Consider the following 25,091-nt stretch of genomic DNA (forward strand, 5'->3'; position numbering starts at 1 on the left):
ATAAAATCACTGTTTCAATAAAATTTAAATTGACACAACTAGAGATATATTAGGAGGAAGGGCTATGTTTGAAACATTCGGTGGGTATCTAGTTTATTTAGCCGCATTAATTCTGATACCAATTTGGGCGCAGATGAAAGTAAAAAGTGCATATAGTAAATATTCGCGAATTGCATCATCTTCTGGGATGAGTGGTGCACAAGTAGCGAGGAAGATTTTGGATAATAATGGATTGTATAATGTGACAGTAGAGCCAGTAAAGGGACAATTAACTGATCATTACGATCCTAGAAAAAAAGCTGTAAGACTTTCAGAAAATAATTATTATGGTAATTCTGTAGCAGGTGCTGCTGTTGCAGCCCATGAAGTAGGACACGCAATGCAGGATGCGGAAGATTATGCATTTCTTAGATTCCGTCATTCCCTTGTACCAATAGCTAATTTTGGTTCTAACACAGCTATTTTTATCATTCTTGGTGGAATTCTCATGGAAGCATCTGGTCTATTATTGTTAGGGATTGCGTTTATGTCCTTTGCCGTATTATTTCAGTTAGTAACGTTACCTGTGGAGTTTAATGCGTCTAGTCGTGCAATGGAACAAGTCGTCTCAGCAGGTGTAATTCGAAATGATGAAGAAAAAAGAACAAAAAAAGTCCTTGATGCTGCCGCATTAACCTATGTAGCTGCTGCCCTAGTTGCAGTATTGGAACTTGTAAGATTTATCATGATGTTTTTAGCAATGAACCGTGATTAATGACTACGATGAGCAAGTAGCTTATAGCAAAAAATCATAATACAGCTTTACTGAGCTGATAACAAAAGAAGAAGCTGGGACATTAATTAAGTGTTTATCTGGAAATGCGAGCATTTGTCAACTAGAGTGAAATACTCCGTTGCGAATGTTCGATACTTCAAATGGTAAAACACTTTTGTCCTCAGCTTCTTATTTTTATTTAAATTATCGTTTTTAATCCTCAAATGGGCGTTTATTTTCATCAAAAGTAAAGCCTTCTCCCATAACGTCTTGAACATCTCCTAAAGTAACAAAAGCATGAGGGTCAACCTTAGCGATTAAACTTTTTAAGCGGACAACTTCATTTTTGCCTACTACACAATATAAAACTTCACGCTCTACCCCAGTGAAAGTACCTTTCCCTTTTAAAATGGTTGCACCACGGTCCATTTGCTTTAATATACTTGCGGCTATCTCTGTTGTGTGGTCAGAGATAATCATGGCAGCTTTTCCAGAATATGCACCTTGTTGGATTAGGTCGATTACTTTTGCTGCAACAAATACAGCAAGTAATGTATACATCGCTTCCCGATAATTTAAATAGACGAGGGAGCTTGTGATAACTATAGCATCAAAAACGAACATCGTTCTTCCCATACTCCAACCAAAATATTTAAATCCTAGCTTAGCTATAATGTCAACACCACCAGTAGTGCCACCTACTCGGAATACAATACCTAAACCAGCACCGATAAATGCACCAGCAAATAAGGCTGCTAACGTAAGGTCATCATATAACGGAACGTAAACAACGGGATAATATTGAAAAATCCATAAGAATAAAGAAACGGATACAGTACCGATAATGGTGTATATGAATGCATTTTTACCAAGAACTTTCCAACCTATTATAAATAGGGGAATGTTGAGAATAAGGTTGGAATATGCAGGGTTAATATTAAACATAAAGTAGAGTATTAACGTAATGCCAGTAAAACCACCATCTGCAAGATTATTTTGCATATTAAAATATACAAGACCGAATGACATAATTGCTGCACCAAGCATAATGACTAGAATATTTCTGACTTTAATGGAACCAAACATGCTTTAGCCCTCCTTACTTCTCTCAATTGCTTCATTATAATGCTTTAGGATTTAGGCTTCAAATTTTTAATAATAATGTATTAAAATTTGTCAAAACTCGATGTTTTCGCTAACATGTTTTTATGTGGTAATATGAAGAGATGAATGAAAGAGGTGGACAACTAATTGAAGGATAAATCTATGCATGAAATTCAAAGAGAAGTAGATACATATATCAGTCAGTTTAAAGAAGGCTATTTTAGCCCACTTGCAATGATGGCTAGGTTAACGGAAGAAATGGGTGAATTAGCTCGAGAGATTAATCACTATTATGGGGAGAAACCTAAGAAAGATTCAGAAGGAGAGAAAACAATTGAACAAGAATTAGGGGATATCTTTTTTGTACTTGTCTGCCTCGCTAATTCCCTCGATATTGATATGGAAGAGGCATTTCACATTGTGATGGAAAAATTTCGTACACGGGATAAAGACCGTTGGACAAGAATTGAGGAAAAAGGAGAGAATGAAAATTGATTAACGTTGTTGTAGCAGGCGCACGAGGTAATATGGGAAGTGAAGCAGTTAAAATGGTAAACAGTGATTCTAACTTTGAATTAGTGGCTGTAGTGGATATAGGTTATGATGGCATGAAAATGAAAGATGTACCTGGTATGATGGATTTAGACGTACCAGTTTATGAAGACATTGCAGAATGCTTTCAAAAAGTGGAATGTGACGTACTCATTGACTTAACGGCTCCTGAAGCTGGGAAAAGGCACATGTTAGCAGCATTTGATTATGGTGTACGCCCTGTCGTAGGTACAACTGGATTTTCGGAAGAAGATGTGAAGGAATTATCAGATATCGCAGCTGAGAAAAAGATCGGTGCAATCATTGCACCAAACTTTGCCATCGGTGCGATTTTAATGATGAAATTTTCACAAATGGCTGCTCGTTATATGCCTAACGTTGAAATTATTGAACAGCATCATGATAGAAAACTTGATGCTCCATCTGGTACGGCAGTAAAAACAGCACAAATGATTGCCGAAGTTCGAGAAGCACAGAAACAAGGTCATCCTGAGGAAGAAGAGCAACTTCCAGGTGCAAGGGGAGCAGACTTCCAAGGAATGAAAATTCACAGCGTGAGACTCCCAGGTTTAGTAGCTCATCAAGAGGTTATTTTTGGTGGGGAAGGACAAACACTTAAAATTCGACACGATTCTTTAAACCGTACAGGATTTATGCCTGGAATTAAGCTTGCGTGTGAAACCGTCTTAAAGCTAGATGTGCTTGTTTATGGATTAGAACATATTATTGAATAGGATAAGGGAGAGAGAAACCAAATGAATATTGCTTTTATCGCACATGACCAAAAGAAAGATAATATTGTTCAATTTGTTACTGCTTATGAGGAAGTTTTAAAGGAGCATACCCTATATTCCACAGGAACAACAGGTACAAGAATTATGGAAAGTACATCGTTAAAAGTCAACCGTTTTCAGTCTGGTCCCCTAGGTGGAGATCAGCAGATTGGAGCAAAAATTGCTGAAAATGAAATGGATTGTGTCATCTTTTTCAAAGATCCGTTAACAGCACAACCACATGAACCAGATATTAGTGCCTTAATTCGATTGTGCGATGTATATAGTATTCCCCTTGCGACGAATATGGCAACAGCTGAAATATTACTCCGTGGTTTAGAGCGTGGAGATTTTCAATGGCGGGAAGTTGTAAAGGAGCAAAGAAAGGAAGAAGGGAAGTAATGGTGGATCAGTTAGATATTCTAGCTATCGGCGCCCATCCAGATGATGTTGAAATCGGGATGGGTGGCACCCTACTTAAGTATGCGCATTTAGGTTATAAAACAGGTATTCTAAACTTAACTAAGGCTGAATTATCCTCTAACGGAACAGTGGAAATACGCCAAGAGGAAGCAGAGCAAGCTGCATCAGTCCTACATGTAAAGACTAGAATACAATATGAGTTTCCTGACAGGGAATTGCTTGAACATCGGCAAGCTTGTATCAGAGCAATTGTTCATGAAATACGTAAATATCGACCTAAAATAGTGTTTGCCCCTAATAAGACTGATCGCCATCCTGATCATGGACATTGTTCCACTATAGTAAAGGAAGCTGTTTTTTCTGCAGGGATCAAGAAATATATGGAGGGTGAAAATAGTCCCTTTAGACCAAGTGAATTATTTTATTATCAGATTAATGGGATCATGAGACCTCAATTCGTAATCGATATTTCAAATTATATCGATAAAAAGATGGAAGCATTAGCTTGCTTTAAGTCACAATTTCAACCTCAAGAGGGTGAAATCGCTACTCCTCTAAATACTGGTTATTTAGAGCAATTGCGTGGAAGAGAAAAGGTGATAGGTAAAGAAGTTGGTGTGGAATATGGGGAAGGTTTCTTATCAGACAAACCAGTTGTCATTCATAATGTATTAGGAGAGTAATAAATAAATGAGATATAAAATAGGCATTACTTGTTATCCAACGGTTGGAGGATCAGGTGTTGTGGCAACAGAATTGGGGAAAGCACTTGCTGAGAAAGGTCATCAAGTGCACTTTATTACATCTAGTATTCCATTTCGTTTAAATGGTTGCAACGAGAATATTTACTTTCATGAGGTAGAAGTAAATCAATATTCAGTTTTTCGATATCCCCCTTACGATATTGCACTAGCTAGTAAGATGGCGGAAATTGCAAAACGAGAAGAATTAGATATACTACATGTCCATTATGCCATACCGCATGCCATCAGTGCATTTTTAGCAAAGGAGATGGTAGGAGACCACTTGAAAGTAGTTACAACGCTACACGGCACAGATATTACAGTACTAGGGTATGATCCGTCTTTATCTGACATGATTCGCTTCGGAATTGAGCGTTCAGACAAAGTCACTGCTGTTTCCAATGATCTAGTAAAACAAACTCAGGACCTGTTATCAACAGAAAAAGATATTTCAACTATTTATAATTTTATTGATGACCGAGAATATAGCCCCAAGAGAGAGAGTAATTTTAGGGAGGCATTGGGTATAAGCTCTACCCAAAAAGTGATTATACATATTTCAAATTTTAGAAAAGTTAAAAGAGCTCCAGATGTCATCCAGTCGTTTTATGAAATTCAAAAGGACATTGATTCTGTTTTACTACTTGTTGGAGAAGGACCTGATCTACCTGTTATACAGGACCAAGCAAAAAGGTTAGGTATACTCCATAAAATCAAGCTTTTAGGAAGTCAAAAACGTATCGCAGAACTCCTTGCTATTTGCGATTTAAAGCTTCTTTTATCTGAAAAGGAAAGTTTTGGCTTAGTTTTATTAGAAGCGATGGCGTGCGGAGTGCCTGTCATTGGAACAAATATAGGCGGAATCCCTGAGGTTATTGAAGATGGTAAAAATGGGTTTATTTGTCCATTAGGTGATATTGAATCGATTACTAAAAGGGCAATTCAAATTTTAACCGATGATAAGCTCCATCAAGAAATGTCCGAATATGCAGTAAATAAAGTAACAGAGGATTTCCATCTGGAAAAAATCGTAAGGCAATACGAGGATATATATCATCAAGCCCTAGAAGGATTGTGAGGACAATGATTAGTTGGGAAGAAGCAGGTTTAGTAGTTGTGGAAGCCCTAAAGAAGGCGGGATTCGAGGCATATGTGGTAGGTGGTGCTGTTCGTGATAAATGGATGGGACGACCTATCCGTGACGTTGATGTTTGTACGAATGCTAGTCCTCAAGATTTAAAGAGCATCTTTCCAAAAACACACGATGTGGGGATAAATCATGGTACTATCATTATTCCTATAAAAGGTAAAGGGATAGAAGTCAGTGAATATAGAACAAAAGCCCCATTACATGAGAAGAGCCTTGAGGAGGATTTGTCCCTGAGAGATTTTACATGCAACGCCATGGCAATGAACAGGGACGGTACTATCGTTGATCCTTTCAATGGAAAAGATAGCATAGATAAAAAAGTGCTGAAAACTGTTGGTAATACTCAAGAAACTTTTTTTAATGATCCATTGAGACTTCTCAGGGCAATTCGATTTTCGATTCAGCTCGATTTTATTTTGGAAGATGAAGTCACGAAATTTATAGAGGGAAATGCGGATATAATCCAGCAACCTGCTATAGAACGTATTGCAGGAGAATTGGATAAAATTGCAACTACTAGACTAACACCCAAATCATTGTCATTCCTCATAACAAATAAAGTAATAAGAAGCCTTGGTGATATTTTTTCTAATAAGGAAAACATTTTATCATCTTTAGAAAAAAATGATACTTTTTTTATTCAAGGAATATTAGAATTTTGGAGTCTTGCAGCCTATTCACAGGATTTACAAAAGTCAATGGGAGTACTAAGAAGATATAAAAGATCTAAAAAGATTGAAAATAGAGTCATCAAAATAATTGAAGCAATAAATAAGGGATTACATGAAGAAATGAAGGACTATGATTTGTACCTACTTGGAGACGAGTGCCTTGATGTAACAGAAAAGCTTATTCTTTTTTTCAACAAAGAAGCTTTCGGAAGTACAAAGACATACCTTAATAGATACAATAGTCTGCCAATTAAAAATAAAAGAGAGTTGGCGATTGATGGGAATATGTTGAAAAAAAAATTCCCTGATATGTCAGGTATATGGATAGGGCAAACTTTAGAATTGATTGAAAAATCAGTAATAAATCGCGATATGGAAAATGATGAAGTGATCATACTTGAATGGGTCAAAATGAGAGAACAAACCAAGAAGTAATCTATGAGGTGATGGCCATGAAAGCGAAAGTACTTAAACTGTTGCGAGAGATTAACGGTCAGTATATCTCTGGTGAAAAAATCAGCTCTGAACTATCTTGTAGTCGTACAATGGTATGGAAATATATTAAGGCACTAAGGGAAGATGGATACGTCATTGAGGCTGTTTCCAATAAGGGATATAAGTTAGTAAGTATATCAAACCACCTAAGTGACCATGAAATTCGTTCAAGACTTGGAAACGACCATCTTTTCAAGGAAATTAGTTACCATGAAGAAGTAGAATCGACGCAAAACATCGCCCAGAAACTTATAAATCAAGGGGCTGGTTCTGGTACTGTCGTCATTGCTAACGAACAGACTAGTGGTAGGGGAAGATTAGGGAGAGACTGGTTTTCACCAAAGGATAAAGGAATATGGATGAGTTTAATATTAAAACCTGAGATAACACTCCGTGAAGCACCCCAATTAACATTATTAGCGGCTGTAGCCGTAACTCGGGCCATCTCAAGTGTATGTAGTATTTCTTCAGAAATTAAATGGCCTAACGACATATTAGTGGATGGAAAAAAAGTTTGTGGCATTTTAACTGAAATGCAAGCTGATCCTGATCGTATTAAATCTGTCATTATAGGAATTGGTATTAATGTGAATCAAACCGATTTTCCAAGCTCAATAGCTAATATAGCAACTTCACTAGCCAAAGCAAGAGGAGAACAGGTTGAGCGTTCAGAACTTATTATCCAAATTCTTAATGAGTTCCAGTGGTTGTATGAAGCTTATTTGGCTAAAGGGTTTTCATTCATTAAGCCCCTTTGGGAAGTGAACGCTATTTCTATTGGAAAAAAAATTGTTGCCACCACAGCTCAAGGAAGATTGACTGGTATAGCAGAGGGTATTAATGATGAAGGCGTTTTAATACTGCGAGATGACAATGGGAAGGTTCATCATATATATTCAGGAGATATAACAATACCAAAGGATTAACAGATCCACATTTTTTTGTTATACTCGGTTTGGGCAGTATCCATAGGAACTGTACCTTTCATTAACAAATGAATATGTATTACTAGTAATTCTGCCTTGATCCACAGGGACTGGGACAGAGGGTATGACAAGGATAAACGGAGTAGTCTATTCCTTTTTCTTTGGAGTGATAAAATCCACCTTCTTCCATCGGGAGAAGGATTTTTTTATACTTTTATCTTAGTTTTAAATTTGGTACTGCTAATACCATTTCAAAATTAATCTACTCGCTTTCCGCGGACGAACCAACAAGCCTCCTCGAGAAAAGCACTCTGCGGGGTCTCGTTTGGCCCGTTTTTCCGCAGGAGTATCGTAGAGTTAATGTTTCATGGCAAATTCGTTAGCAAAAAACTAAAACACAGTATAAAAAATGTAGATTTTATTATCTTATTTTGTCTCCCTTCTTCTCAGCACAATAAGAAAGGAGAGTAAAAATGAAAACAACTGCTGATTTTAGAAAAATGAAACTGGAAAATGAAAAGATTACGATGGTAACAGCTTATGATGCCCCAAGTGCAAAGCTTGTGGAGGAAGCTAATCTTGATGTGATTTTAGTAGGAGATTCATTAGGGATGGTCGTTCTTGGATATGATTCAACAGTTCCAGTAACAGTTGATGATATGGTCCACCATACGAAAGCGGTTAAAAGGGGAGCTAAAGACACCTTTGTTGTAACTGATATGCCTTTTTTATCCTATCACGGAACTATTTCAGAGACGATTGAAAATGTCAAAAAGCTTGTACAAGATGCTGGTGCCGATGCCGTAAAAATGGAAGGCGGGGGAGCGGTACTTGAAACAGCTAAGCTTTTGATTGATGCTGGAGTACCTGTGGTTGCTCACCTTGGGCTTACACCACAAACTGTTGGAGTTCTTGGAGGCTATAAAGTTCAGGGGAAAAATAAAGAGGATGCAGAGAAGTTATTGGCTGATGCTAAAAAAGCGGAAGCATCTGGGGTGTCCATGCTCGTATTAGAATGTGTGCCTGAAGAACTAGCAGGATTGGTTACTGAAACATTATCAATTCCAGTTATTGGGATCGGTGCTGGCCGATATACAGATGGTCAAGTACTCGTTTTTCACGACTTAATTGGATACACACAAGGACATGTCCCTAAATTTGTTAAGCGCTACGGTAATGTCTCTAATACAATCCAAGAAGCATTGAAGGAATACAATGAAACTGTGAAGCATGGGAAGTTTCCAGAAGAGAAGCATGTGTTCCAACCAATAGAATCGGTCCAACAGCTTTACGGAGGAATGAAATGAATACGTTTCATACAATATCAGAAATAAGAAACTGGATTAAAACAAATAAATTAAATGGAAAAACCATTGGTTTTGTACCAACCATGGGATTTTTACATGAAGGTCACCTTTCTTTAATTGACGCTGCAAAAAGGGAAAATGACCTTGTTATTCTCAGTATCTTTGTTAATCCACTGCAATTTGGAGAAGGAGAAGACTTTGAAGATTATCCGAGAAATTATGAAAAAGACTCAAAATTAGCAGAGGAACATGGTGTAGATGCTATTTTTCATCCTTCGATAAATGAAATGTATCCAAAGAAAATGAGTGCTACGATCACTGTGCATGAAGGAACAGACGTACTGTGTGGTGTAAATAGGCCTGGCCATTTCGATGGTGTAGCCACAGTGGTGATGAAGTTATTTTCTATTACTACACCAGATAAGGCGTATTTTGGAATGAAGGACGCACAGCAAGTTGCAGTGATAGAGAGAATGGTTTCAGATTTCCATCTAGATTTGGAAATTGTTAGATGCCCTACTCTTAGGGAAAATGATGGTCTTGCAAAAAGCTCTCGAAACGTTTACTTATCGGAAGTTGAACGAGAAGAAGCGCCGAAAATATATAAAGTATTAATGGAAACAAAAGATGTTATACTCGGAGATATGAGGCCTTCTGTGCAACAAGTAAAACAGTTTTTGACAGAAAAGCTAACGAAAGAATTGTCTGCTAAGGTTGATTACGGGGAAGTACTAAGTTTTCCAACCCTCGAACACCCGCAACAGCTATCAGGAGAACTATTGATAGCAGTAGCAGTAAAGTATTCAAAAGCTAGATTGATAGATAATATCATTATCAATGTAAACGAGGGGAGAGACTAGCATGTATAGAGAAATGATGAGCGGAAAGCTTCATCGAGCAACAGTGACAGAAGCGAATTTAAATTATGTAGGTAGCATTACCATTGATAAAAATTTAATGGACGCAGTAGGAATATTAGAAAATGAAAAGGTCCAAGTTGTTAATAATAATAATGGAGCAAGACTTGAAACATATGTGATTCAAGGAAAAGAAGGTTCTAAAACAATTTGTCTCAATGGTGCAGCTGCAAGACTGGTTCAACCAGGGGATTCAGTCATCATTATTTCATATAAATGGATGACAGAAGAGGAATGCAAGACTCACAAACCTAAAGTAGCCATTCTAAACGAGGATAATGACATTATTGAAATGATGGGTACTGAACCAGCATCAACTTTACGTTAATTGTATAGATACCCCTCCTATTATGGAACACTGTTTATATGTAGGTGTTTTATAGGAGGGATTTTTTTGTACTCAGAAAAAAAATGGGAAGAGTTATGCCAATGGTTGCTCCAAAATCAGCATCAACTTTCAGAAAATGAGAAGGAGTACTGGATAAAGCATTTATCCCATGCCCATGATAAAATGCTGGAAGTTTGGAGTGAGCAGTTAGAACTCCTTGATGAGGTGAAAGAAAAGTTATTGCATAAAGCACCACTTTCTTTTAGCAAAAACGCGGTTGATGATGTACAAGGTATCAGCTATTTCCATTTAGGAGTATACGAAAAAGCAATTGAAGAGTTAAATCATGAGCTTATGATACACCCCCACCCCGCAAGAATATATTTGTATAAAGGGTTTTCACATCTATATATGAATGAAGATAGTAAAGCAAAGGAATGCTTCCTTACAACTGTTCAACAGACCACAGATGCCCTTGAAAAGCATTTTGCTTTCCTTGGCTTAGGTATTGAATCAGGGAGAACAGAGGATATGGAACAAGCAATAACTTATTTTGAAAAAGCGGAAGCACTGCAATTTAACCCAGATGTAGTGTATAATTTAGGCATCTGTTATTTACTACTTGATATGCCGAAACAAGCCCTACCATATTTCAAAAAGGTAGTGGATTCAGGAGAAGGGGATGCAGAAGGGTATTATTGGTTAGGTAAGTGTTATTTTGAGATAGGTGATAGAACGAATGGAATGGAAACGTGGTATAACGCAGTGCAGGAGTTTGATTCGAAGGATTTACTCCTAACTCTCGCAGTTGAATTTGAAGAAAAAGAACTGTTTTCTTGCTCATTGTATTGTTATGAGCGTATGAATGAATTAGGGTATGAAAAACCTGCGATTGAGCATGGTTTAGCCTGGATATATGGGTTAATGGATGAAAGGGGAAAATCGAAGGAGACTTTTACTAAGTTTTTAACAGAAAACCCTTATGAAATTAACGCTTGGATTTCCTTTATATGGTTACTAATAAAATGGGATGACGATATGCTTGTGAGCGTTAAGGATAAAGTACAGTCTTTAGGTTTGTCGCATCCACTCTTAGATAAAATATGTAGTGAATCAACCTTGTAGTGGAGAAGAGATAGATGTTGGAGGAAATAAGATGGAATCGGTACGTTTTGTAGTTATTGATGTGGAGACGACAGGTGTCTCTTATACAAAAGGGGATAGAATAATACAGCTGGCTTACGTTGTTATTGAAAATAAAAAAGTAATCGATAGGTATTCCACATATTTGAATCCGAATAGGGAAATTCCACCTTTTATTCAATCATTAACGAATATTAATGATGAATTAGTGAAGAATGCTCCCACTTTCGGAGAGATTGTGCCAAAGTTATTAAAAGCACTTGATGGTGCTTTTTTTGTGGCTCATAATGTGGACTTTGATTTGAATTTTATTAATGATGAGATTGTTGGTACAGGTTATGATCCATTTAATGGACCAGTGATTGATACTGTAGAGCTTTCTAGAATAGCGTTTCCAACTTCAGATGGATTCAAGTTATCTCAGCTCTCAGAGAGTTTTTCAGTAGATCACAATGAGCCCCATCGCGCTGACAGTGATGCGGAAGCTACGGCTCAATTGTTATTAGAAATCATTAGGAAGCTTTCGAGTTTACCTACTGAACCCTTAATACAACTAAATAAGATGAAGCAATATTTGAAAAGCAATATTAACTCCTTATTACATGTATGGTTAGAGAATAGCGTTACAGACCTTGAACGTTTTGAAAGTTATCGAGGAATTGCATTTATAAGGGATCTAGAAGGTGAGGAAGATTGCTCACAGACGATTTTAGAAAAAGATTATCAGACCTTCCATGACGAATTCCTAACCGATAAAACATGGTTTAGTGAGAAAATGGCAGGGTATGAATTGAGACAAGGTCAATTAGAGATGATGGAATTTGTTAATGAATCATTTCAGGATAGTGAATTTGGTTTGATTGAAGCTGGGACAGGAACTGGTAAAACTCTGGCATATCTCATACCTTCAGCTTTTCGTTCTATTGAAACTGGTAAGCCAGTTGTTATAAGTACTTACACTACTCAACTACAGGAGCAGCTAGCTAAAAAAGAGGTGCCCACACTTAAAATGCTTCTTCCCTTTCCAATTTCCACTGCCGTTTTAAAGGGGAGAAGTCATTACATATGTTTGAAAAAATTTGAAGACCTTTTGTTGTATGATTCTATAGAATCATATGAGCGAACTATTGCGAAAGCTCAAATATTAATATGGTTAACGGAGACAGAAACTGGTGATGTAGAAGAGCTTAATCTGGCAGGGAAATCAAGAAAATTTTGGAGCGAGGTGGCAAGTGATGCATTAACTTGTACCTCCCCAAAATGCCCATGGTTCTTTAAATGTTTTTACCAACGTGCAAGGAAAAAGGCTAAAGGGGCTAACATTCTTATTACAAATCATTCCCTGATCCTTTCTGAAATTATGGCCAATCATCAGGCAATTCCTAACTATAAAGACATCGTTATTGATGAAGCGCATCACCTAGAAGACACTGCAACGGAACAATTTGGGCATTATTTGGATTACTTATCTTTAACCCATCTCTTAAATGAACTCGGTTTGAAGGATAGTGATGGATTACTAGATCACCTTACTAAGTTTTTTACAGATAGTGACGAGAGTCTCGTGAAAGAAGTAGAGGATAATTCAAAGGAGCTAAAACAAGAATGGTCTGATCTTTTTTTACTACTCCACCAATATATTGTGAAGGCAAATGGAAGCCAAAATGAAACTGGCAGAATTACTGCAACAATTGATAGTAATTCTTCTAATTGGCATAATGTAAAGGAGGCCATCGACAGGTGTTCTTATTACATGGAGTTATGGATAACTAGCGTAAGAAATTTAAATACAGTTGTAGATAGCTTCAAGGATAATGCTCGTAGTGATAATCTCAGTAAGTATCTTGACCGTGCCAATGACGTAATCGAGGTTTTTCATTCATTACTAGTAAGGCCAGATGACGAAATGATTTATTGGCTAGAAGCGGAAACAAAAGGACCAAAGCATTCAGTGTTTGTTCAAGGTAAACCGATTCATGTTTCAGATATTTTAGCCGACAAATTCTTTAATAAAAAACATAGTGTTGTATTAACATCAGCAACACTATCAGTTAATAATAAATTTGATTATATTATGCAACGATTTGGGTTAGAGGATTTTCCTGTTAAAACAAAAATAGTGGATTCCCCATTTCAATGGAAGAGTCAAGCGCAGCTAATGATTCCAACGGATATGCCTTTAATTAATGATGTTGGGGAACAAGCATATATAGAATCTGTTGTTTTACAGTTGTATCGTATTGCTGAAGTTACAAAAGGAAAAATGCTTGTACTATTTACCTCATACGATATGTTAAAAAGAAGCTATTACTTATTAAAAGAAATTATTAGTGAAGAGTATGTGTTAATTGCCCAGGGGGTTCAAACAGGAAGCCGTACGAAGCTAACGAAAAACTTTCAGCAATTTGAGAAATCTATTCTATTAGGTACAAGCAGCTTCTGGGAAGGTGTGGACATTCCTGGCAAAGATTTAAGTGCCATTGTTATAGTAAGACTACCTTTTACACCTCCAAATGATCCAATTTATAAAGCAAAGGCGGAAGCTTTAAATCAAGAGGGAAAAAACCCATTTATGAAGCTAGCTTTGCCGCAGGCGATCATTCGTTTTAAACAAGGATTTGGTAGATTAATTCGTACCTCCCATGATAAGGGAGTAGTTATTGTATTAGACCGTAGGATCGTTACGACAAGATACGGCAAAGCTTTTATTAAATCCTTGCCACCTGTTAATGTAGTTGAAGATTCTATGGAAAAATTGGAAATGAATTTGATAAATTGGTTATAATTTTAATGTTGTCCCAGATCGAACAGAAAGGAGTGAATAGGATGCAATTATATCGTCCAGTTTTATGTAGCTTAATTGTCCTTTTCATTTTCTTATCTACAATAAGTTATGTTCATGCTGATAAAGTAGAATTAAACTTAGGCCAAAATGAGGTAGCGTACACTTTTTTTGATCTTTCTCATGGAGAGGCAACATTGCTTCAAGGTGGGATGAACCAATCTGTGTTAATTAATACAGGACATAGTAACAGTCAGGAAGAATTAGAAGATCGTTTGCGTATGTATCACGTTGATACGATAGATACATTAATGATAACAAGTAAACAGGCTGAGTATATTGGGAATATAAGCTGGATACTTAAGAATTATCCAGTGAAGAGGATTGTCATACCAGCATCATTGGAAAAAAAGTTTGCACCACTATTAAAAAAGTATAGTGGAGATGTTTCTTTATATAAAAAAGGTGACACATTTTCTTTATTTGATAATATCCATATCGATATACTGTATGTTGAAGAATTAAAAGGAATTGATGAAGGCGGTTCTGCATTTTTCATTACTCACCGAAGTAATAAACTCCTTTATTTATCAGTAGCAAATTTTAATGTGGAGGAGGAGCTTGTTAAAGAATACGACCTAAAATCAACTGTATTTAAGGTTCCAGATTTCGGCAGTGATCAAGGAACTTCAGAGGATTTACTTAAAGAGGTAGATCCACAAGTTGCCGTTATTTTCAAAAATGGAGAGGACGCACCAAGTAATTTTGTTTTAGAAAGATTAGAGGAAACATGGATTGATGTTTATCAAACTGCTCGAATCGGTTCCGTAACCATAAAATGTATGGAGGAAGACTATGAAGTCATAACAGTTAGGGCAAGTGAAAATAATTCCCTACCAAAAAGCTGGCTCACATTTAATTAGTAGCTTAAATTAACAAAGCAAAGCACCTGAGGTGCATCAGGTGCTTTGTGGGTGAATGTGTAGGTTAGAATTGAATTTTTTTTCAAATGTACACTTAATTCACTTGATCTGGAAATTTTGTCTGTCTAAAATTGACGCTGATTGTGTTAAAATGATTGGGACGATATGGTGACCTTAAGGAGATAAAATGTTTCTCATTTTGATACCATTCAGCTGTGGGATTAGTTGCTACATTATTTATTTCGTTTTCCCTCACGCTCAATCATCCTTTTCTTTGGAGCGGTAATAATAGTATCTGCCGATGAACGAAGAGTATGATTGACAATATTTCACCACGTTGGGAAAGAGTAATGTGTATAGTGTTTTCTGTTCAAAAAGGGGTTGAAGAAATGGAACGAGACGAGGATAAAAAAGGGATATCAAAATTACATTCAATAAAGGTTGAAAAGTGTCATGACCTATATAAAGTTGTAGATGGGTTAAACCGAACATTAAAAGATAGAGATTTAATGTTTGGGCTGGCATTAGATGAAAAGGATCATGAAAAGATGATTGTTACTATTTATGAAACGTAAGTGGGTGTGTTGATGAAGGGATGGATTATAGCAATTTTCATATTATTTTTAAGTATTGGAATAGGTATAAGCTTTAAGGTTTATCAGGTTACTTCTGAACCATTGGTGGACAGGTTGGAAGAAGCAAAAGAATTGGTTTTAAATCACACAGAGCTCCTGGATGTTAATTATGTAAATTACTTCCACGGAAGGAGATCCTTCCAAGTATTTGAAGGAAAAGATCAAGATGGTAACGAGCATTTTGTGTGGGTGGAAGAACTAATTGAGGACGAAGATATAGAACCAGGAAGTATAGAGATTGATGACATTCCCATTTCTGACACAACTGAAAATGAAGTTGACGTTACAGAAGATACTGATGAATCTGAGGACATGGAGGAGCAAGATCATGTTGAGAAGGAGAGGGAACCCCAAATCATCACACGGCTTAAAAACGAAGGTTTAACGAGTTCAGATGTAAGGTCCATTATCCAAGATCGCTTAAATATCAATGAACTAAAAAGTATTAGTTTAGGTATCATTGGAAGCACTCCCGTATATGAAATAATTTATGTAGATAATGATGAGAGACATTCTTTTTATTATATGACTTATCATGATGGGACTTATATCCGTCATTATCAGTTCAGAAAGTAATACTAGTATAACGTTCGTTGACTTCTTTTTTTTAAGAGTTGTATAATATGTAAGTGGATGAAGCGTAAAATAAAAGGATTTATGAAGTTTTGGAGGGAATAATGTTGAAAACAACAATTTCAGAAGTGGGGAAATATGTAGATCAAACAGTAACTATTGGAGCTTGGCTTGCGAATAAGCGTTCCAGCGGGAAAATCGCATTTCTACAACTAAGGGATGGGACAGGCTTCATACAAGGTGTTGTTGTTAAAGCTGAAGTAGATGAAGAGGTCTTTAAGCAAGCTAAAGAATTAACACAAGAGAGCTCCTTGTACGTTACAGGTGTTGTAAGAAAAGATGAACGTTCCCCGTCAGGATATGAGTTAACAGTAACTTCATTAGAAATAATACATGCAGCAACTGATTATCCTATTACACCAAAGGAACATGGCACAGAATTTTTAATGGATCATCGACACCTTTGGTTACGTTCAAGAAGACAGCATGCAGTAATGAAAGTTAGGAATGAGATTATTCGTGCTACATATGAGTTTTTCAATGAGAATGGATTTGCAAAAGTTGATCCTCCAATTTTAACAGGGAATTCAGCAGAAGGAACAACGAATTTATTTCATACAAAGTATTTTGATGAAGAAGCTTTTTTATCACAAAGTGGACAGCTATACATGGAAGCTGCTGCAATGGCATTAGGAAAAGTATTTTCATTTGGTCCAACTTTCCGTGCTGAGAAATCAAAAACACGAAGGCATTTAATTGAATTTTGGATGATAGAACCTGAAATGGCATTTATGGACCATGATGAAAGCTTAGAGGTTCAAGAAAAATACGTATCTCACATTGCCCAGTCAGTACTTAAGAATTGCCAGCAAGAGTTAAAAGCGTTGGAAAGAGATACTTCTAAATTAGAGAAGGTTCAGGCACCTTTCCCAAGAATTTCGTATGATGAAGCTATTGAAATGCTTCAAAAAGATGGTCATGAAATTAAGTGGGGAGAAGATTTTGGTGCTCCTCATGAAACGGCTATAGCAGAAAAATATGATAAGCCTGTATTCATTACTAATTATCCAGCAGAAATCAAAGCATTTTACATGAAGCCTCATCCAGAACGTCCAGAGGTAGTATTATGTGCTGATTTAATTGCACCAGAAGGCTATGGTGAAATAATTGGTGGTAGCCAAAGAATAGATGATGAAGAACTACTTAAACAAAGATATGACGAGCATAACTTATCACTAGACGCTTACCAGTGGTATTTAGATTTACGTAAATATGGTTCAGTACCTCACTCAGGCTTTGGTTTAGGTTTAGAGCGTACTGTAGCTTGGATGTGTGGAGTAGAGCATGTTCGTGAAACCATTCCATTCCCGCGTTTGCTCAACAGACTATATCCATAATAAGAAAGAACTTCGTAAGGGCGAATACTTGTTGTAAAATTGAGCACCAAGTTTAACAGAGCATTGATAAAGACTGTCTCTTAGGATAAGTAGTTCCGTTTAGTGAGAGAATACTTAAGATTATATTGCAAAAACGAGACCTTTTCACAAAGTGAATTTGTCTCGTTTTTTTCGTTATATAACCCATGTGTCCGTATCAGGTATGAAAAATAGAAAAAATGAAATCTCATACCAGATCGACGCTTGATCAGGTATGAAAAATAGAAAAATCAAAATCTCATACCAGATCGACGCTTGATCAGGTATGAAAAATAGAAAAAATGAAATCTCATACCTAATCGACGCTTGATCAGGTATGAAAAACAGAAAAATCAAAATCTCATACCGGATCGGAGCTTGATCAGGTATGAAAAACAGAAAAATCAAAATCTCATACCAGATCTGCCCTTAATCAGGTATGAAAAACAGAAAAACCAAAATCTCATACCAGATCGGAGCCTGATCAGGTATGAAAAATAAAAAAAAGAAATCTCATACCAGATCGACGCTTGATCAGGTATGAAAAACAAAAAAATCAAAATCTCATACCGGATCTGCCCTTGATCAGGTATGAAAAATAGAAAAAATGAAATCTCGTACCAGATCGACGCTTGATCAGGTATGAAAAACAAAAAAATCAAAATCTCATACCGGATCTGCCCTTGATCAGGTATGAAAAATAGAAAAAATGAAATCTCGTACCAGATCGACGCTTGATCAGGTATGAAAAACAAAAAAATCAAAATCTCATACCGGATCTGCCCTTGATCAGGTATGAAAAAAAGAAAAACCAAAATCTCATACCTAATCGCTCATCGGTCGGAGTGGGTCCAGCCTTTATGAGAAGGGGACCTCGAATTATTCAAATATAGTAGCTCGCCGTGAGTTCAATTACATCATGTATATGATGTATTTTCCCGGTAGACATAATAAAGAATGGCATCAAAGTAAAAATTAAAGAACCACCGTATTTTATGTGAGAGACATTAGATCATGATATAATATTGAGGTGAGGTGGTACTAGTGAACTTAAACGAAAAACAATTATTAACACTTTTTATGGACAAGCCATTTTTCATTCCAACGTCCATTTTTACATCTTATACAAAAATAGGTCTTAACGACCAACAATTCTTATTGTTAATGCACATACATCAATTTTCACAGGAAGGTAACTCATTTCCAACACCGAATCAGCTACAAGAGAGAATGGGCGTAGATGAAACGGAATGCACAAACCTTCTAAAAAATCTAATTAAGCGTGGTTTCCTTACTATTGAAGAAGAGCAAGACTCTGATGGACGTCTATCAGAAGCATTTTCAATTAAACCTTTATATGAAAAAATGCTATTATTTCTAGATAATTCAGGTATGGAGCAAGCAAATCAAACAAAACAAATGGTGGAAGGTCAATTATTTCGTCGTTTTGAAGAGGAGTTTTCTAGACCATTGTCTCCAATGGAGATGGAAATGATATCTATGTGGTTAGATGAAGATGGCCATGCAACAGAAATGATAGAGGCTGCATTAAGGGAATCTGTTGTTTCTGGAAAGTTAAGTTTTCGATATATTGACCGAATTTTATTTGATTGGAAAAAGAATGGTATTCGCTCCGTGCAACAAGCAAAATTACATGGTGAAAGAATACGACAAAAATCAAAAGGAACTACAAGCAGAACAGATAATAAAGCAGAATCGTCAAAAGTACGTCATCCACATTATAATTGGTTAAAGCCAGATAAATATTGAAAAATGATAGGGGAAGAAAGGTATGTTAACTAAAAAACAAATTGAGTATGTTTTAGAAACAATGGGAGAGATGTTTCCTAATGCAGAATGTGAACTAACCCATTCCAATCCATTTGAGCTTACCATTGCTGTAGTACTATCAGCTCAATGTACCGATGCATTAGTAAACAAAGTAACACCACATCTTTTTGACAAATATAAGGAACCAGAAGATTACATTCAAGCTCCCCTTGAGGAATTGGAACAGGATATTAGAAAGATTGGATTATTCCGTAGTAAAGCAAAAAACATTAAAAAGCTATGCCAATCATTAATAGAAGACTATGGGGGAGAGATTCCAACGGAGAAGTCAGAACTTGTTAAGCTTGCTGGGGTAGGTCGAAAAACAGCTAACGTTGTTGCTTCAGTTGCTTTTGGTGAACCTGCTATCGCTGTTGATACACACGTTGAGAGAGTAAGTAAGCGACTTGGAATATGTAAGTGGAAGGACTCGGTTTTAGAAGTAGAAAAAACATTAATGCGAAAAATCCCAATGGAAGAATGGTCGGACACCCATCATCGCATGATCTTCTTTGGTAGATATCATTGCAAAGCACAATCACCACAATGTCCTGAATGCCCACTATTGGAGGTATGTCGTGAAGGGAAGAAAAGGATGAAAAAGCGGGGAGTTGTTGTATGACTTTAAGCAATACACTCATTGTACCTGAACCATTTGCAGTACTGCCCTTTTATGAAAATAAACAATTGATAAAAAAACCAGGTACATTGAATGAAACAAAGCTCACTGAGATTTGGGATGGGGAAGCTTACTTCATTCATGATATATTACATTATGAACATAAGTTGAGTGGTTATGAAATAGTAGATTTTATTCCACCATGGCATTTTGAAGGTGAGGAAATAAAAACACAAGCCATAAACTTTTGGCAGCATACTGGACTCCCAAAACTCTCTAATATGTTTCATCAAAGAGACAGAATAGGGGCTAGACCACTGATGTTAAAGCATATTGCTATATACATTCAAACCATTCACTGGATTCAAGGAAAGCCTGTATACAATCTTCAAGATTTTACAGTACAATTTGAAGACTGGAAATATAGTCCTGTAAACTTTGGAGAACGAATCTCCTTTATTCTCAAGTCTCCTGATCACTACCACTCGTTTACGCAACTGAGTCAGTTATATGAGGAGTCAAATAAAAAATGGGCCCTATTTTTAAACAGAAGTCTACCGAAAAAATAAGTATCACATAAAATGAGGTTGCCCAATTGGGGCAACCTCATTTTACTAGATAACTTTTATAAGTTTTTTCACTTTTGATCTAAATTAATGGTTACTCTTCTTCAGCGGGATCTCCATCATCATTATTGTTTTCGCCATTATCTCCACTGTCTTCATCGTTTCCATCATTAGGATCATCCGTATCTTCGTCTCCATTTTCACCTTGATCTCCATCACTAGGAGGGGTGTCACCATCATTATTATTGGTGCCATCATCTTCATCATCACCAATTAGATCATCAACTAAATCATCTATGAAGTCTTCTTCCTCTTCTTCCGGCTCTTCCACCTCTTCTTCAGGAATTCTTACAGACACAGTAGTTGGATCACTTTCTAGCTCAGCATTGTCATCAGAAACAACTGTGACACGAATGGTGTAATTAGTATCATAAGATGGATTACTTAGATTATAGGCCATACTTTTCGTTACATCGATAAGTGTATAATTGTCGTCGTTTCCATCATTTACTTCAAGCCTAAAGCTAAATTGATCTAGAAGTTCTTCTGGATAGCTCCAGCTAATATTAATTTCATGGTTTTCTTCATCATATGTTGCTTCTAAGTTACTAACTGGATCAGCATGTTCAAATTCTTCAGAGACCTCTTTTGGTTCCGTGCCCCTCACGAAATATTCATGAATGATTTCGCTTTGTGGTGTAAATTCACTAGGAAGGAGTCCTGTAGAACGTTCAATACCAACTCGCACGACAGAATCTGGTTGAACAAAATCATTAACTTCCATTCCTTCATGAGCATAGGTCATTACTTGTTTAAATAAAGCTCTTGCAATTTGGCCTTCTCCAGCATTTGTATTAATAAAACCGTCATCATGATTAGCATATCCAGTCCATACAGCTGCTGTAAGGTGAGGGGAGTAACCTGCAAACCAAGAGTCTTTTACTGTTCCAGTACTTGGTATGTCGAAGCGTTCTCGCTCAGCTTGTGTATAGTTAGAAGAACCTGTTTTACCTGCAATTGGTACACCAGGTACACTTGCAGCAGTTCCAGTTCCAGACTGTACTACTGTCTTTAACATGTCTGTGATCATAAATGCTGTATAATCGTTCATTGCTATCACTGGTTCAGGAGTAAGGTCAATGACCGTACCGTCAGGAAACTCCACTCTCGTTACAGTATGCGGTGCATTATATTCTCCATTATTTCCAAATGCCGCATAGGCACCAGCCATTTGGAAGGATGATAAACCTTCACTAAAGCCACCAATAGAATAAGATTCTTGTATGTTTTCTAATTGAGCTCCTAAACCTAATCTCTCACCGAATGCCTTTGCCTTATCAATTCCAACTTCATTAAAAGCTTTCACAGCTGGAACATTTAAAGAGATTCTAAGGGCTTCTCTAATGGAGACAGAGCCACGATGATTTCTATCAAAATTTCGGACTTCAGTCTTTTCTCCAGTTTGATAATAGTACGGTTCATCAACGATTTGATGGTAGGTGGACCATTTAAATTCATCAACTGCTGGGCCATAATCTAAAATTGGCTTAATTGCAGAACCTGGTTGTCTGCGAGGATTCGTTGCCATATTATAAGTTAATGCACCTTCTGCAGGCTTCCTATGTCCACCTATAGCCAATACTTGCCCTGTTTGAGTATCTAGTACAGTAATTCCAGCTTGGTAATTTTCATCAGGGAATTCAAATTCTCCAGACTGCATGAGATGTTCCACATGCTCTTGTAAATCTCGATCTAAAGTAGTATAGATTTTCAAACCGCCAGTATAAATATCTGTTGAATCAATACCCTCGATACTCTCTACTTCTTTAAAGACAGTATCGATAAACGCTTGATAAGGGTTAGCTTCCCTCTCACTACGTTGTAATTGGTCTTCAATTGCTACATTTCTTGCGGCTTCTGCTTCTTCAGGAGTGATTTTTTCATATCGTTCCATTAAGCTAATAACAGTATCTCTTCGGACTTTTGCATCTTCCGGGTTTTTAAAAGGGTTAAACCTTACAGGGCGCTGCGGAATACCAGCTAATAGGGCAGCGTCTTCAATTTCAAGCTCCTCAAGCTCCTTACTAAAATAGTAGTCAGCAGCAGATTGAACTCCGTAATATCCATCGTCAAAATAAATAACATTTAAATACATTTCTAGAATCTGATCTTTTGAAAACTTTTGTTCCAAGCGAATTGCTAAGTATTGTTCTTGTAGCTTACGAGATACTGTCTTTTCAGAGGATAAAAACAAGTTTTTTACAACTTGCTGTGTAATGGTACTAGCACCCTCTGCACCAAAACCTCCAGTGATGTTCGCTACGACTGCACCACCAATTCTTCGCATGTCCAAACCGAAATGATCGTAAAAGCGGATATCCTCTACGGCAATAACGGCATTCTTTAAGACGTCTGGGACATCATTAATATTCACAGACCTCCGATTTTCATGTGCTTGCAGTGTTGTGACAAGTTCCGTATCACGATCATATATTTCTGGGTTATTTGCCAGCGTTAGCTTATCAGGGTCTAGTTCAGGTGCATCGCGAATGATACTGAATACAGTAATTCCCCCAATTAGCATCATTACGAGTGCAATAATTCCAAATGCAATTAAAATCTTTTTGAATCGTTTTTTAAAGGTACTTTTATCTTTTTTATGTGATTTTTGTTTTTGTTTTTGTTGTTTTCGTTCTTGTCTAGTACGATATTCAGACATTTTGCATCTTCCTTTCAGATACAATGTTTTGTAATTGTAATTAAATTATTTTATCAATGATTTTAAGATAGTCAACTCTAGGGTGGAAACCTAACTCAATTTTTGTTCCAAATGATTCAATATCTTTTTTCGGAATAGACTTCCGATTTATGTCTTTATTTTCTACGTATGAAAATAAATCTTTTGAGAATACTAAGTACAATTCATCGACTAAAGTAAAGCGTAACAGGGCAAAGGAGATACCGCCTTGTTGAACTACTTGTTTCATATGTGATATTTGATGATCATGGAAATTTTTAAGTGGAAAACTTGTCTTATTTTTCGTTTCCTTTGCTTCAAAGTCAATATATTTGCCTTTATATACACCATTGTAATCAGTAGTTGACGGTTTTTTAAAGTAGGCTTCCGTAACGACTGCAGCACTTCTGGCTGGATAATGAACATTAACTATTTGTAATGGTGTAGGCTTTTTATGAATGACAGCAATATTGTGGGCTAAATAATATTCATTTGTTTCGTTAATATCCTCCTCTAGGGTCATCCCCCGATTACTGAATCTTTCATCCTTTTTGACGTTTTTAGAAGCGGATGGGCTTCGTTTTTGAACAAACTTTTTTCCGTTTGGATATCGAAACGTCATAATTTCAATTCACTTCCCTTTTAAAAACAATCAATAAATACTATGAATCCATCACTATATCATATCATATTCAGCAAATCTAATCACTTATTCAGATAGGAGGCAGTAAAAATTAGGACAATAAATCTACATAAGTACTTAGAGAAAATAAGAATAGACACAAGAAAGGGAAATTTGGACAATATTTCACGTACCGTATATTATCAGAACTATTATAGAAAGAACAAAGAAGTTAGTTGGGCATATTTAGCTAGTATGGTATCAAGAAATGCTGGGTGGAGCATGACCGACCTCTTTAGTAAACCATTCTGCACACTTTTACCGAAAGAGAAACGTCATCATTTATTTATTACATATGAACGGGCAAATTGGTTTATATTTTCAGATGCTTTTCCTCAATTAAAAATATATGAATTATCAAAAAAAGTAGGTGAACCACTGTTCCATTTAATGGAGGAGTTTGATGTATCGCAATGGATGATACATGAGTGGAGTATATTTTGGGAAACAGGGGATTTAACAAGGTTATTACATGCATTAATTGTAAACGAACAGCACCTCATTCAAGAGCCTGTTATAGAATCTCCATTTTTTTATAAAAAGGTCTTTCATGAATTGGACTATGTTTTGCAAGAGAAGATGCATTTTAGTGCAGTTTTATTACCAACGATCAAAGGAAAATTATATGGCATTTCTATAAAGAATTTTTTAGACGTAAATGGGAGGATTGAACTAGGAAAGAAATTAGGTTGGATTTTGCTTGAGTCTCCTGAAAAAAAACAAATCAATGCATTTTTCGAGAATCAAGCTCACACAGGTTCCAGAAAAGATTATCAGCTATGGCAAAAGGGTTTATTCCCCCATACACCACCATTGAGATTAGTTTATCCATATGTTTATCATGAGGATAATAAAAGGGAGGATTGGTCCCAAATCAAACGCTATAAACCCAATAAATCTTTATCTAAAGCATGGAACCCCCCAAAAAAATATGATCTCTCTTATTGGTATAGAAAAAAACAGCTTCAAATTTCAGTAGCTGCTGGATTAAAGGGTCTTTTAATACCATAATAGTTAATGACATAAATTAAAAATGACGGGAG

At 36.5% G+C, this 25,091-nt stretch carries 24 protein-coding genes; 21 read left to right on the forward strand and 3 right to left on the reverse strand.

Annotation, left to right across the window (positions count from 1 at the left end; genetic code table 11):
* Positions 1–64: 64 nt before the first annotated feature.
* Positions 65–754, forward strand: coding sequence for a zinc metallopeptidase (locus BW724_RS10105; RefSeq protein ID WP_088075107.1), 690 nt, complete (start codon positions 65–67; stop codon positions 752–754).
* A gap of 213 nt (positions 755–967) precedes the next feature.
* On the opposite strand, the gene BW724_RS10110 is transcribed toward BW724_RS10105, so the two are convergent.
* Entirely contained in the window at positions 968–1,840 is an 873-nt protein-coding gene (locus BW724_RS10110; RefSeq protein WP_088075108.1) for a YitT family protein, read from the reverse strand.
* A gap of 180 nt (positions 1,841–2,020) precedes the next feature.
* Here BW724_RS10110 and BW724_RS10115 point away from each other — a divergent pair, with 180 nt between their 5' ends.
* From BW724_RS10115 to BW724_RS10210, 19 genes are all read left to right on the forward strand, one after another.
* Positions 2,021–2,353 carry a nucleotide pyrophosphohydrolase gene (locus tag BW724_RS10115; RefSeq protein ID WP_088077826.1) on the forward strand — a complete coding sequence of 111 codons (333 nt, stop codon included), beginning with the start codon at positions 2,021–2,023 and terminating at the stop codon, positions 2,351–2,353.
* The gene (dapB, locus tag BW724_RS10120) at positions 2,350–3,144 is read left to right on the forward strand and encodes a 4-hydroxy-tetrahydrodipicolinate reductase (protein WP_088075109.1); all 795 of its coding nucleotides are present in this window, start codon (positions 2,350–2,352) and stop codon (positions 3,142–3,144) included. Before BW724_RS10115 ends, dapB begins: the two co-directional genes overlap by 4 nt.
* Positions 3,145–3,165: 21 nt before the next feature.
* Positions 3,166–3,585, forward strand: a complete 420-nt coding sequence (gene mgsA, locus BW724_RS10125) for a methylglyoxal synthase (RefSeq protein WP_088075110.1) — start codon at positions 3,166–3,168, stop codon at positions 3,583–3,585.
* Positions 3,540–4,289 carry a bacillithiol biosynthesis deacetylase BshB1 gene (gene bshB1 / locus BW724_RS10130; RefSeq protein WP_235848940.1) on the forward strand — a complete coding sequence of 250 codons (750 nt, stop codon included), beginning with the start codon at positions 3,540–3,542 and terminating at the stop codon, positions 4,287–4,289. The genes mgsA and bshB1 overlap by 46 nt, the downstream gene beginning before the upstream one ends.
* A gap of 7 nt (positions 4,290–4,296) precedes the next feature.
* Complete coding sequence (gene bshA, locus BW724_RS10135; RefSeq protein ID WP_088075112.1) at positions 4,297–5,427, forward strand: N-acetyl-alpha-D-glucosaminyl L-malate synthase BshA; 1,131 nt, start codon at positions 4,297–4,299, stop codon at positions 5,425–5,427.
* A 5-nt stretch (positions 5,428–5,432) separates the two neighbouring features.
* Positions 5,433–6,605 (forward strand): CCA tRNA nucleotidyltransferase, encoded by a 1,173-nt coding sequence (locus BW724_RS10140; RefSeq protein WP_088075113.1) that lies wholly within the window; start codon positions 5,433–5,435, stop codon positions 6,603–6,605.
* A gap of 17 nt (positions 6,606–6,622) precedes the next feature.
* Positions 6,623–7,591, forward strand: coding sequence for a biotin--[acetyl-CoA-carboxylase] ligase (locus tag BW724_RS10145; RefSeq protein WP_088077827.1), 969 nt, complete (start codon positions 6,623–6,625; stop codon positions 7,589–7,591).
* 473 nt (positions 7,592–8,064) lie between these two features.
* The gene (gene panB / locus BW724_RS10150; protein WP_088075114.1) at positions 8,065–8,898 is read left to right on the forward strand and encodes a 3-methyl-2-oxobutanoate hydroxymethyltransferase; all 834 of its coding nucleotides are present in this window, start codon (positions 8,065–8,067) and stop codon (positions 8,896–8,898) included.
* Positions 8,895–9,758, forward strand: coding sequence for a pantoate--beta-alanine ligase (gene panC, locus BW724_RS10155; protein WP_088075115.1), 864 nt, complete (start codon positions 8,895–8,897; stop codon positions 9,756–9,758). Before panB ends, panC begins: the two co-directional genes overlap by 4 nt.
* 1 nt (position 9,759) lies before the next feature.
* Positions 9,760–10,143, forward strand: a complete 384-nt coding sequence (gene panD, locus BW724_RS10160; protein WP_088075116.1) for an aspartate 1-decarboxylase — start codon at positions 9,760–9,762, stop codon at positions 10,141–10,143.
* Between the two features lie 66 nt (positions 10,144–10,209).
* Positions 10,210–11,268, forward strand: a complete 1,059-nt coding sequence (locus BW724_RS10165) for a tetratricopeptide repeat protein (protein WP_088075117.1) — start codon at positions 10,210–10,212, stop codon at positions 11,266–11,268.
* A gap of 31 nt (positions 11,269–11,299) precedes the next feature.
* Positions 11,300–14,071 (forward strand): ATP-dependent DNA helicase DinG, encoded by a 2,772-nt coding sequence (dinG, locus tag BW724_RS10170; RefSeq protein WP_088075118.1) that lies wholly within the window; start codon positions 11,300–11,302, stop codon positions 14,069–14,071.
* Positions 14,072–14,112: 41 nt separating this feature from the next.
* Positions 14,113–14,991 (forward strand): ComEC/Rec2 family competence protein, encoded by an 879-nt coding sequence (locus BW724_RS10175; RefSeq protein ID WP_088075119.1) that lies wholly within the window; start codon positions 14,113–14,115, stop codon positions 14,989–14,991.
* Between the two features lie 389 nt (positions 14,992–15,380).
* Complete coding sequence (locus BW724_RS10180) at positions 15,381–15,566, forward strand: YpmA family protein (RefSeq protein ID WP_088077829.1); 186 nt, start codon at positions 15,381–15,383, stop codon at positions 15,564–15,566.
* A 12-nt stretch (positions 15,567–15,578) separates the two neighbouring features.
* Complete coding sequence (locus BW724_RS10185; RefSeq protein ID WP_088075120.1) at positions 15,579–16,202, forward strand: cell wall elongation regulator TseB-like domain-containing protein; 624 nt, start codon at positions 15,579–15,581, stop codon at positions 16,200–16,202.
* A gap of 104 nt (positions 16,203–16,306) precedes the next feature.
* On the forward strand, positions 16,307–17,596 hold the full coding sequence (asnS, locus tag BW724_RS10190; protein ID WP_088077831.1) for an asparagine--tRNA ligase: 1,290 nt from the start codon (positions 16,307–16,309) through the stop codon (positions 17,594–17,596).
* A 1,062-nt stretch (positions 17,597–18,658) separates the two neighbouring features.
* Positions 18,659–19,384, forward strand: a complete 726-nt coding sequence (locus tag BW724_RS10200) for a DnaD domain-containing protein (protein ID WP_088075122.1) — start codon at positions 18,659–18,661, stop codon at positions 19,382–19,384.
* Positions 19,385–19,406: 22 nt separating this feature from the next.
* Positions 19,407–20,066 (forward strand): endonuclease III, encoded by a 660-nt coding sequence (gene nth / locus BW724_RS10205; protein WP_088075123.1) that lies wholly within the window; start codon positions 19,407–19,409, stop codon positions 20,064–20,066.
* Entirely contained in the window at positions 20,063–20,632 is a 570-nt protein-coding gene (locus BW724_RS10210) for a YpoC family protein (RefSeq protein ID WP_088075124.1), read from the forward strand. Before nth ends, BW724_RS10210 begins: the two co-directional genes overlap by 4 nt.
* A 91-nt stretch (positions 20,633–20,723) precedes the next feature.
* Here the strand turns inward: BW724_RS10210 and BW724_RS10215 are convergent, their stop codons facing one another.
* Together BW724_RS10215 and recU are read right to left on the reverse strand one after the other, a co-directional pair.
* Positions 20,724–23,348: a penicillin-binding protein 1A gene (locus tag BW724_RS10215; RefSeq protein WP_088075125.1), complete on the reverse strand. Its 2,625-nt coding sequence runs from the start codon at positions 23,346–23,348 to the stop codon at positions 20,724–20,726.
* Positions 23,349–23,388: 40 nt separating this feature from the next.
* Positions 23,389–23,988 (reverse strand): Holliday junction resolvase RecU, encoded by a 600-nt coding sequence (gene recU, locus BW724_RS10220; protein WP_088075126.1) that lies wholly within the window; start codon positions 23,986–23,988, stop codon positions 23,389–23,391.
* A 174-nt stretch (positions 23,989–24,162) separates the two neighbouring features.
* Here recU and BW724_RS10225 point away from each other — a divergent pair, with 174 nt between their 5' ends.
* Entirely contained in the window at positions 24,163–25,059 is an 897-nt protein-coding gene (locus BW724_RS10225) for a DUF2515 family protein (protein WP_235848941.1), read from the forward strand.
* Positions 25,060–25,091 lie beyond the last annotated feature (32 nt).

This window comes from Litchfieldia alkalitelluris, from assembly GCF_002153425.1.
In the GTDB taxonomy this organism is placed as follows: domain Bacteria; phylum Bacillota; class Bacilli; order Bacillales; family Salisediminibacteriaceae; genus Evansella; species Evansella alkalicola.

Coding starts and splice junctions, on each gene's coding strand:
- BW724_RS10105 (WP_088075107.1), top strand. CDS start 65: ATGTTTGAAACATTCGGTGGGTATCTAGTTTATTTAGCCGCATTAATT.
- BW724_RS10110 (WP_088075108.1), bottom strand. CDS start 1,840: ATGTTTGGTTCCATTAAAGTCAGAAATATTCTAGTCATTATGCTTGGT.
- BW724_RS10115 (WP_088077826.1), top strand. CDS start 2,021: ATGCATGAAATTCAAAGAGAAGTAGATACATATATCAGTCAGTTTAAA.
- mgsA (WP_088075110.1), top strand. CDS start 3,166: ATGAATATTGCTTTTATCGCACATGACCAAAAGAAAGATAATATTGTT.
- bshB1 (WP_235848940.1), top strand. CDS start 3,540: ATGGCGGGAAGTTGTAAAGGAGCAAAGAAAGGAAGAAGGGAAGTAATG.
- bshA (WP_088075112.1), top strand. CDS start 4,297: ATGAGATATAAAATAGGCATTACTTGTTATCCAACGGTTGGAGGATCA.
- BW724_RS10140 (WP_088075113.1), top strand. CDS start 5,433: ATGATTAGTTGGGAAGAAGCAGGTTTAGTAGTTGTGGAAGCCCTAAAG.
- BW724_RS10145 (WP_088077827.1), top strand. CDS start 6,623: ATGAAAGCGAAAGTACTTAAACTGTTGCGAGAGATTAACGGTCAGTAT.
- panB (WP_088075114.1), top strand. CDS start 8,065: ATGAAAACAACTGCTGATTTTAGAAAAATGAAACTGGAAAATGAAAAG.
- panC (WP_088075115.1), top strand. CDS start 8,895: ATGAATACGTTTCATACAATATCAGAAATAAGAAACTGGATTAAAACA.
- panD (WP_088075116.1), top strand. CDS start 9,760: ATGTATAGAGAAATGATGAGCGGAAAGCTTCATCGAGCAACAGTGACA.
- dinG (WP_088075118.1), top strand. CDS start 11,300: ATGGAATCGGTACGTTTTGTAGTTATTGATGTGGAGACGACAGGTGTC.
- BW724_RS10175 (WP_088075119.1), top strand. CDS start 14,113: ATGCAATTATATCGTCCAGTTTTATGTAGCTTAATTGTCCTTTTCATT.
- BW724_RS10180 (WP_088077829.1), top strand. CDS start 15,381: ATGGAACGAGACGAGGATAAAAAAGGGATATCAAAATTACATTCAATA.
- BW724_RS10185 (WP_088075120.1), top strand. CDS start 15,579: ATGAAGGGATGGATTATAGCAATTTTCATATTATTTTTAAGTATTGGA.
- nth (WP_088075123.1), top strand. CDS start 19,407: ATGTTAACTAAAAAACAAATTGAGTATGTTTTAGAAACAATGGGAGAG.
- BW724_RS10210 (WP_088075124.1), top strand. CDS start 20,063: ATGACTTTAAGCAATACACTCATTGTACCTGAACCATTTGCAGTACTG.
- BW724_RS10215 (WP_088075125.1), bottom strand. CDS start 23,348: ATGTCTGAATATCGTACTAGACAAGAACGAAAACAACAAAAACAAAAA.
- recU (WP_088075126.1), bottom strand. CDS start 23,988: ATGACGTTTCGATATCCAAACGGAAAAAAGTTTGTTCAAAAACGAAGC.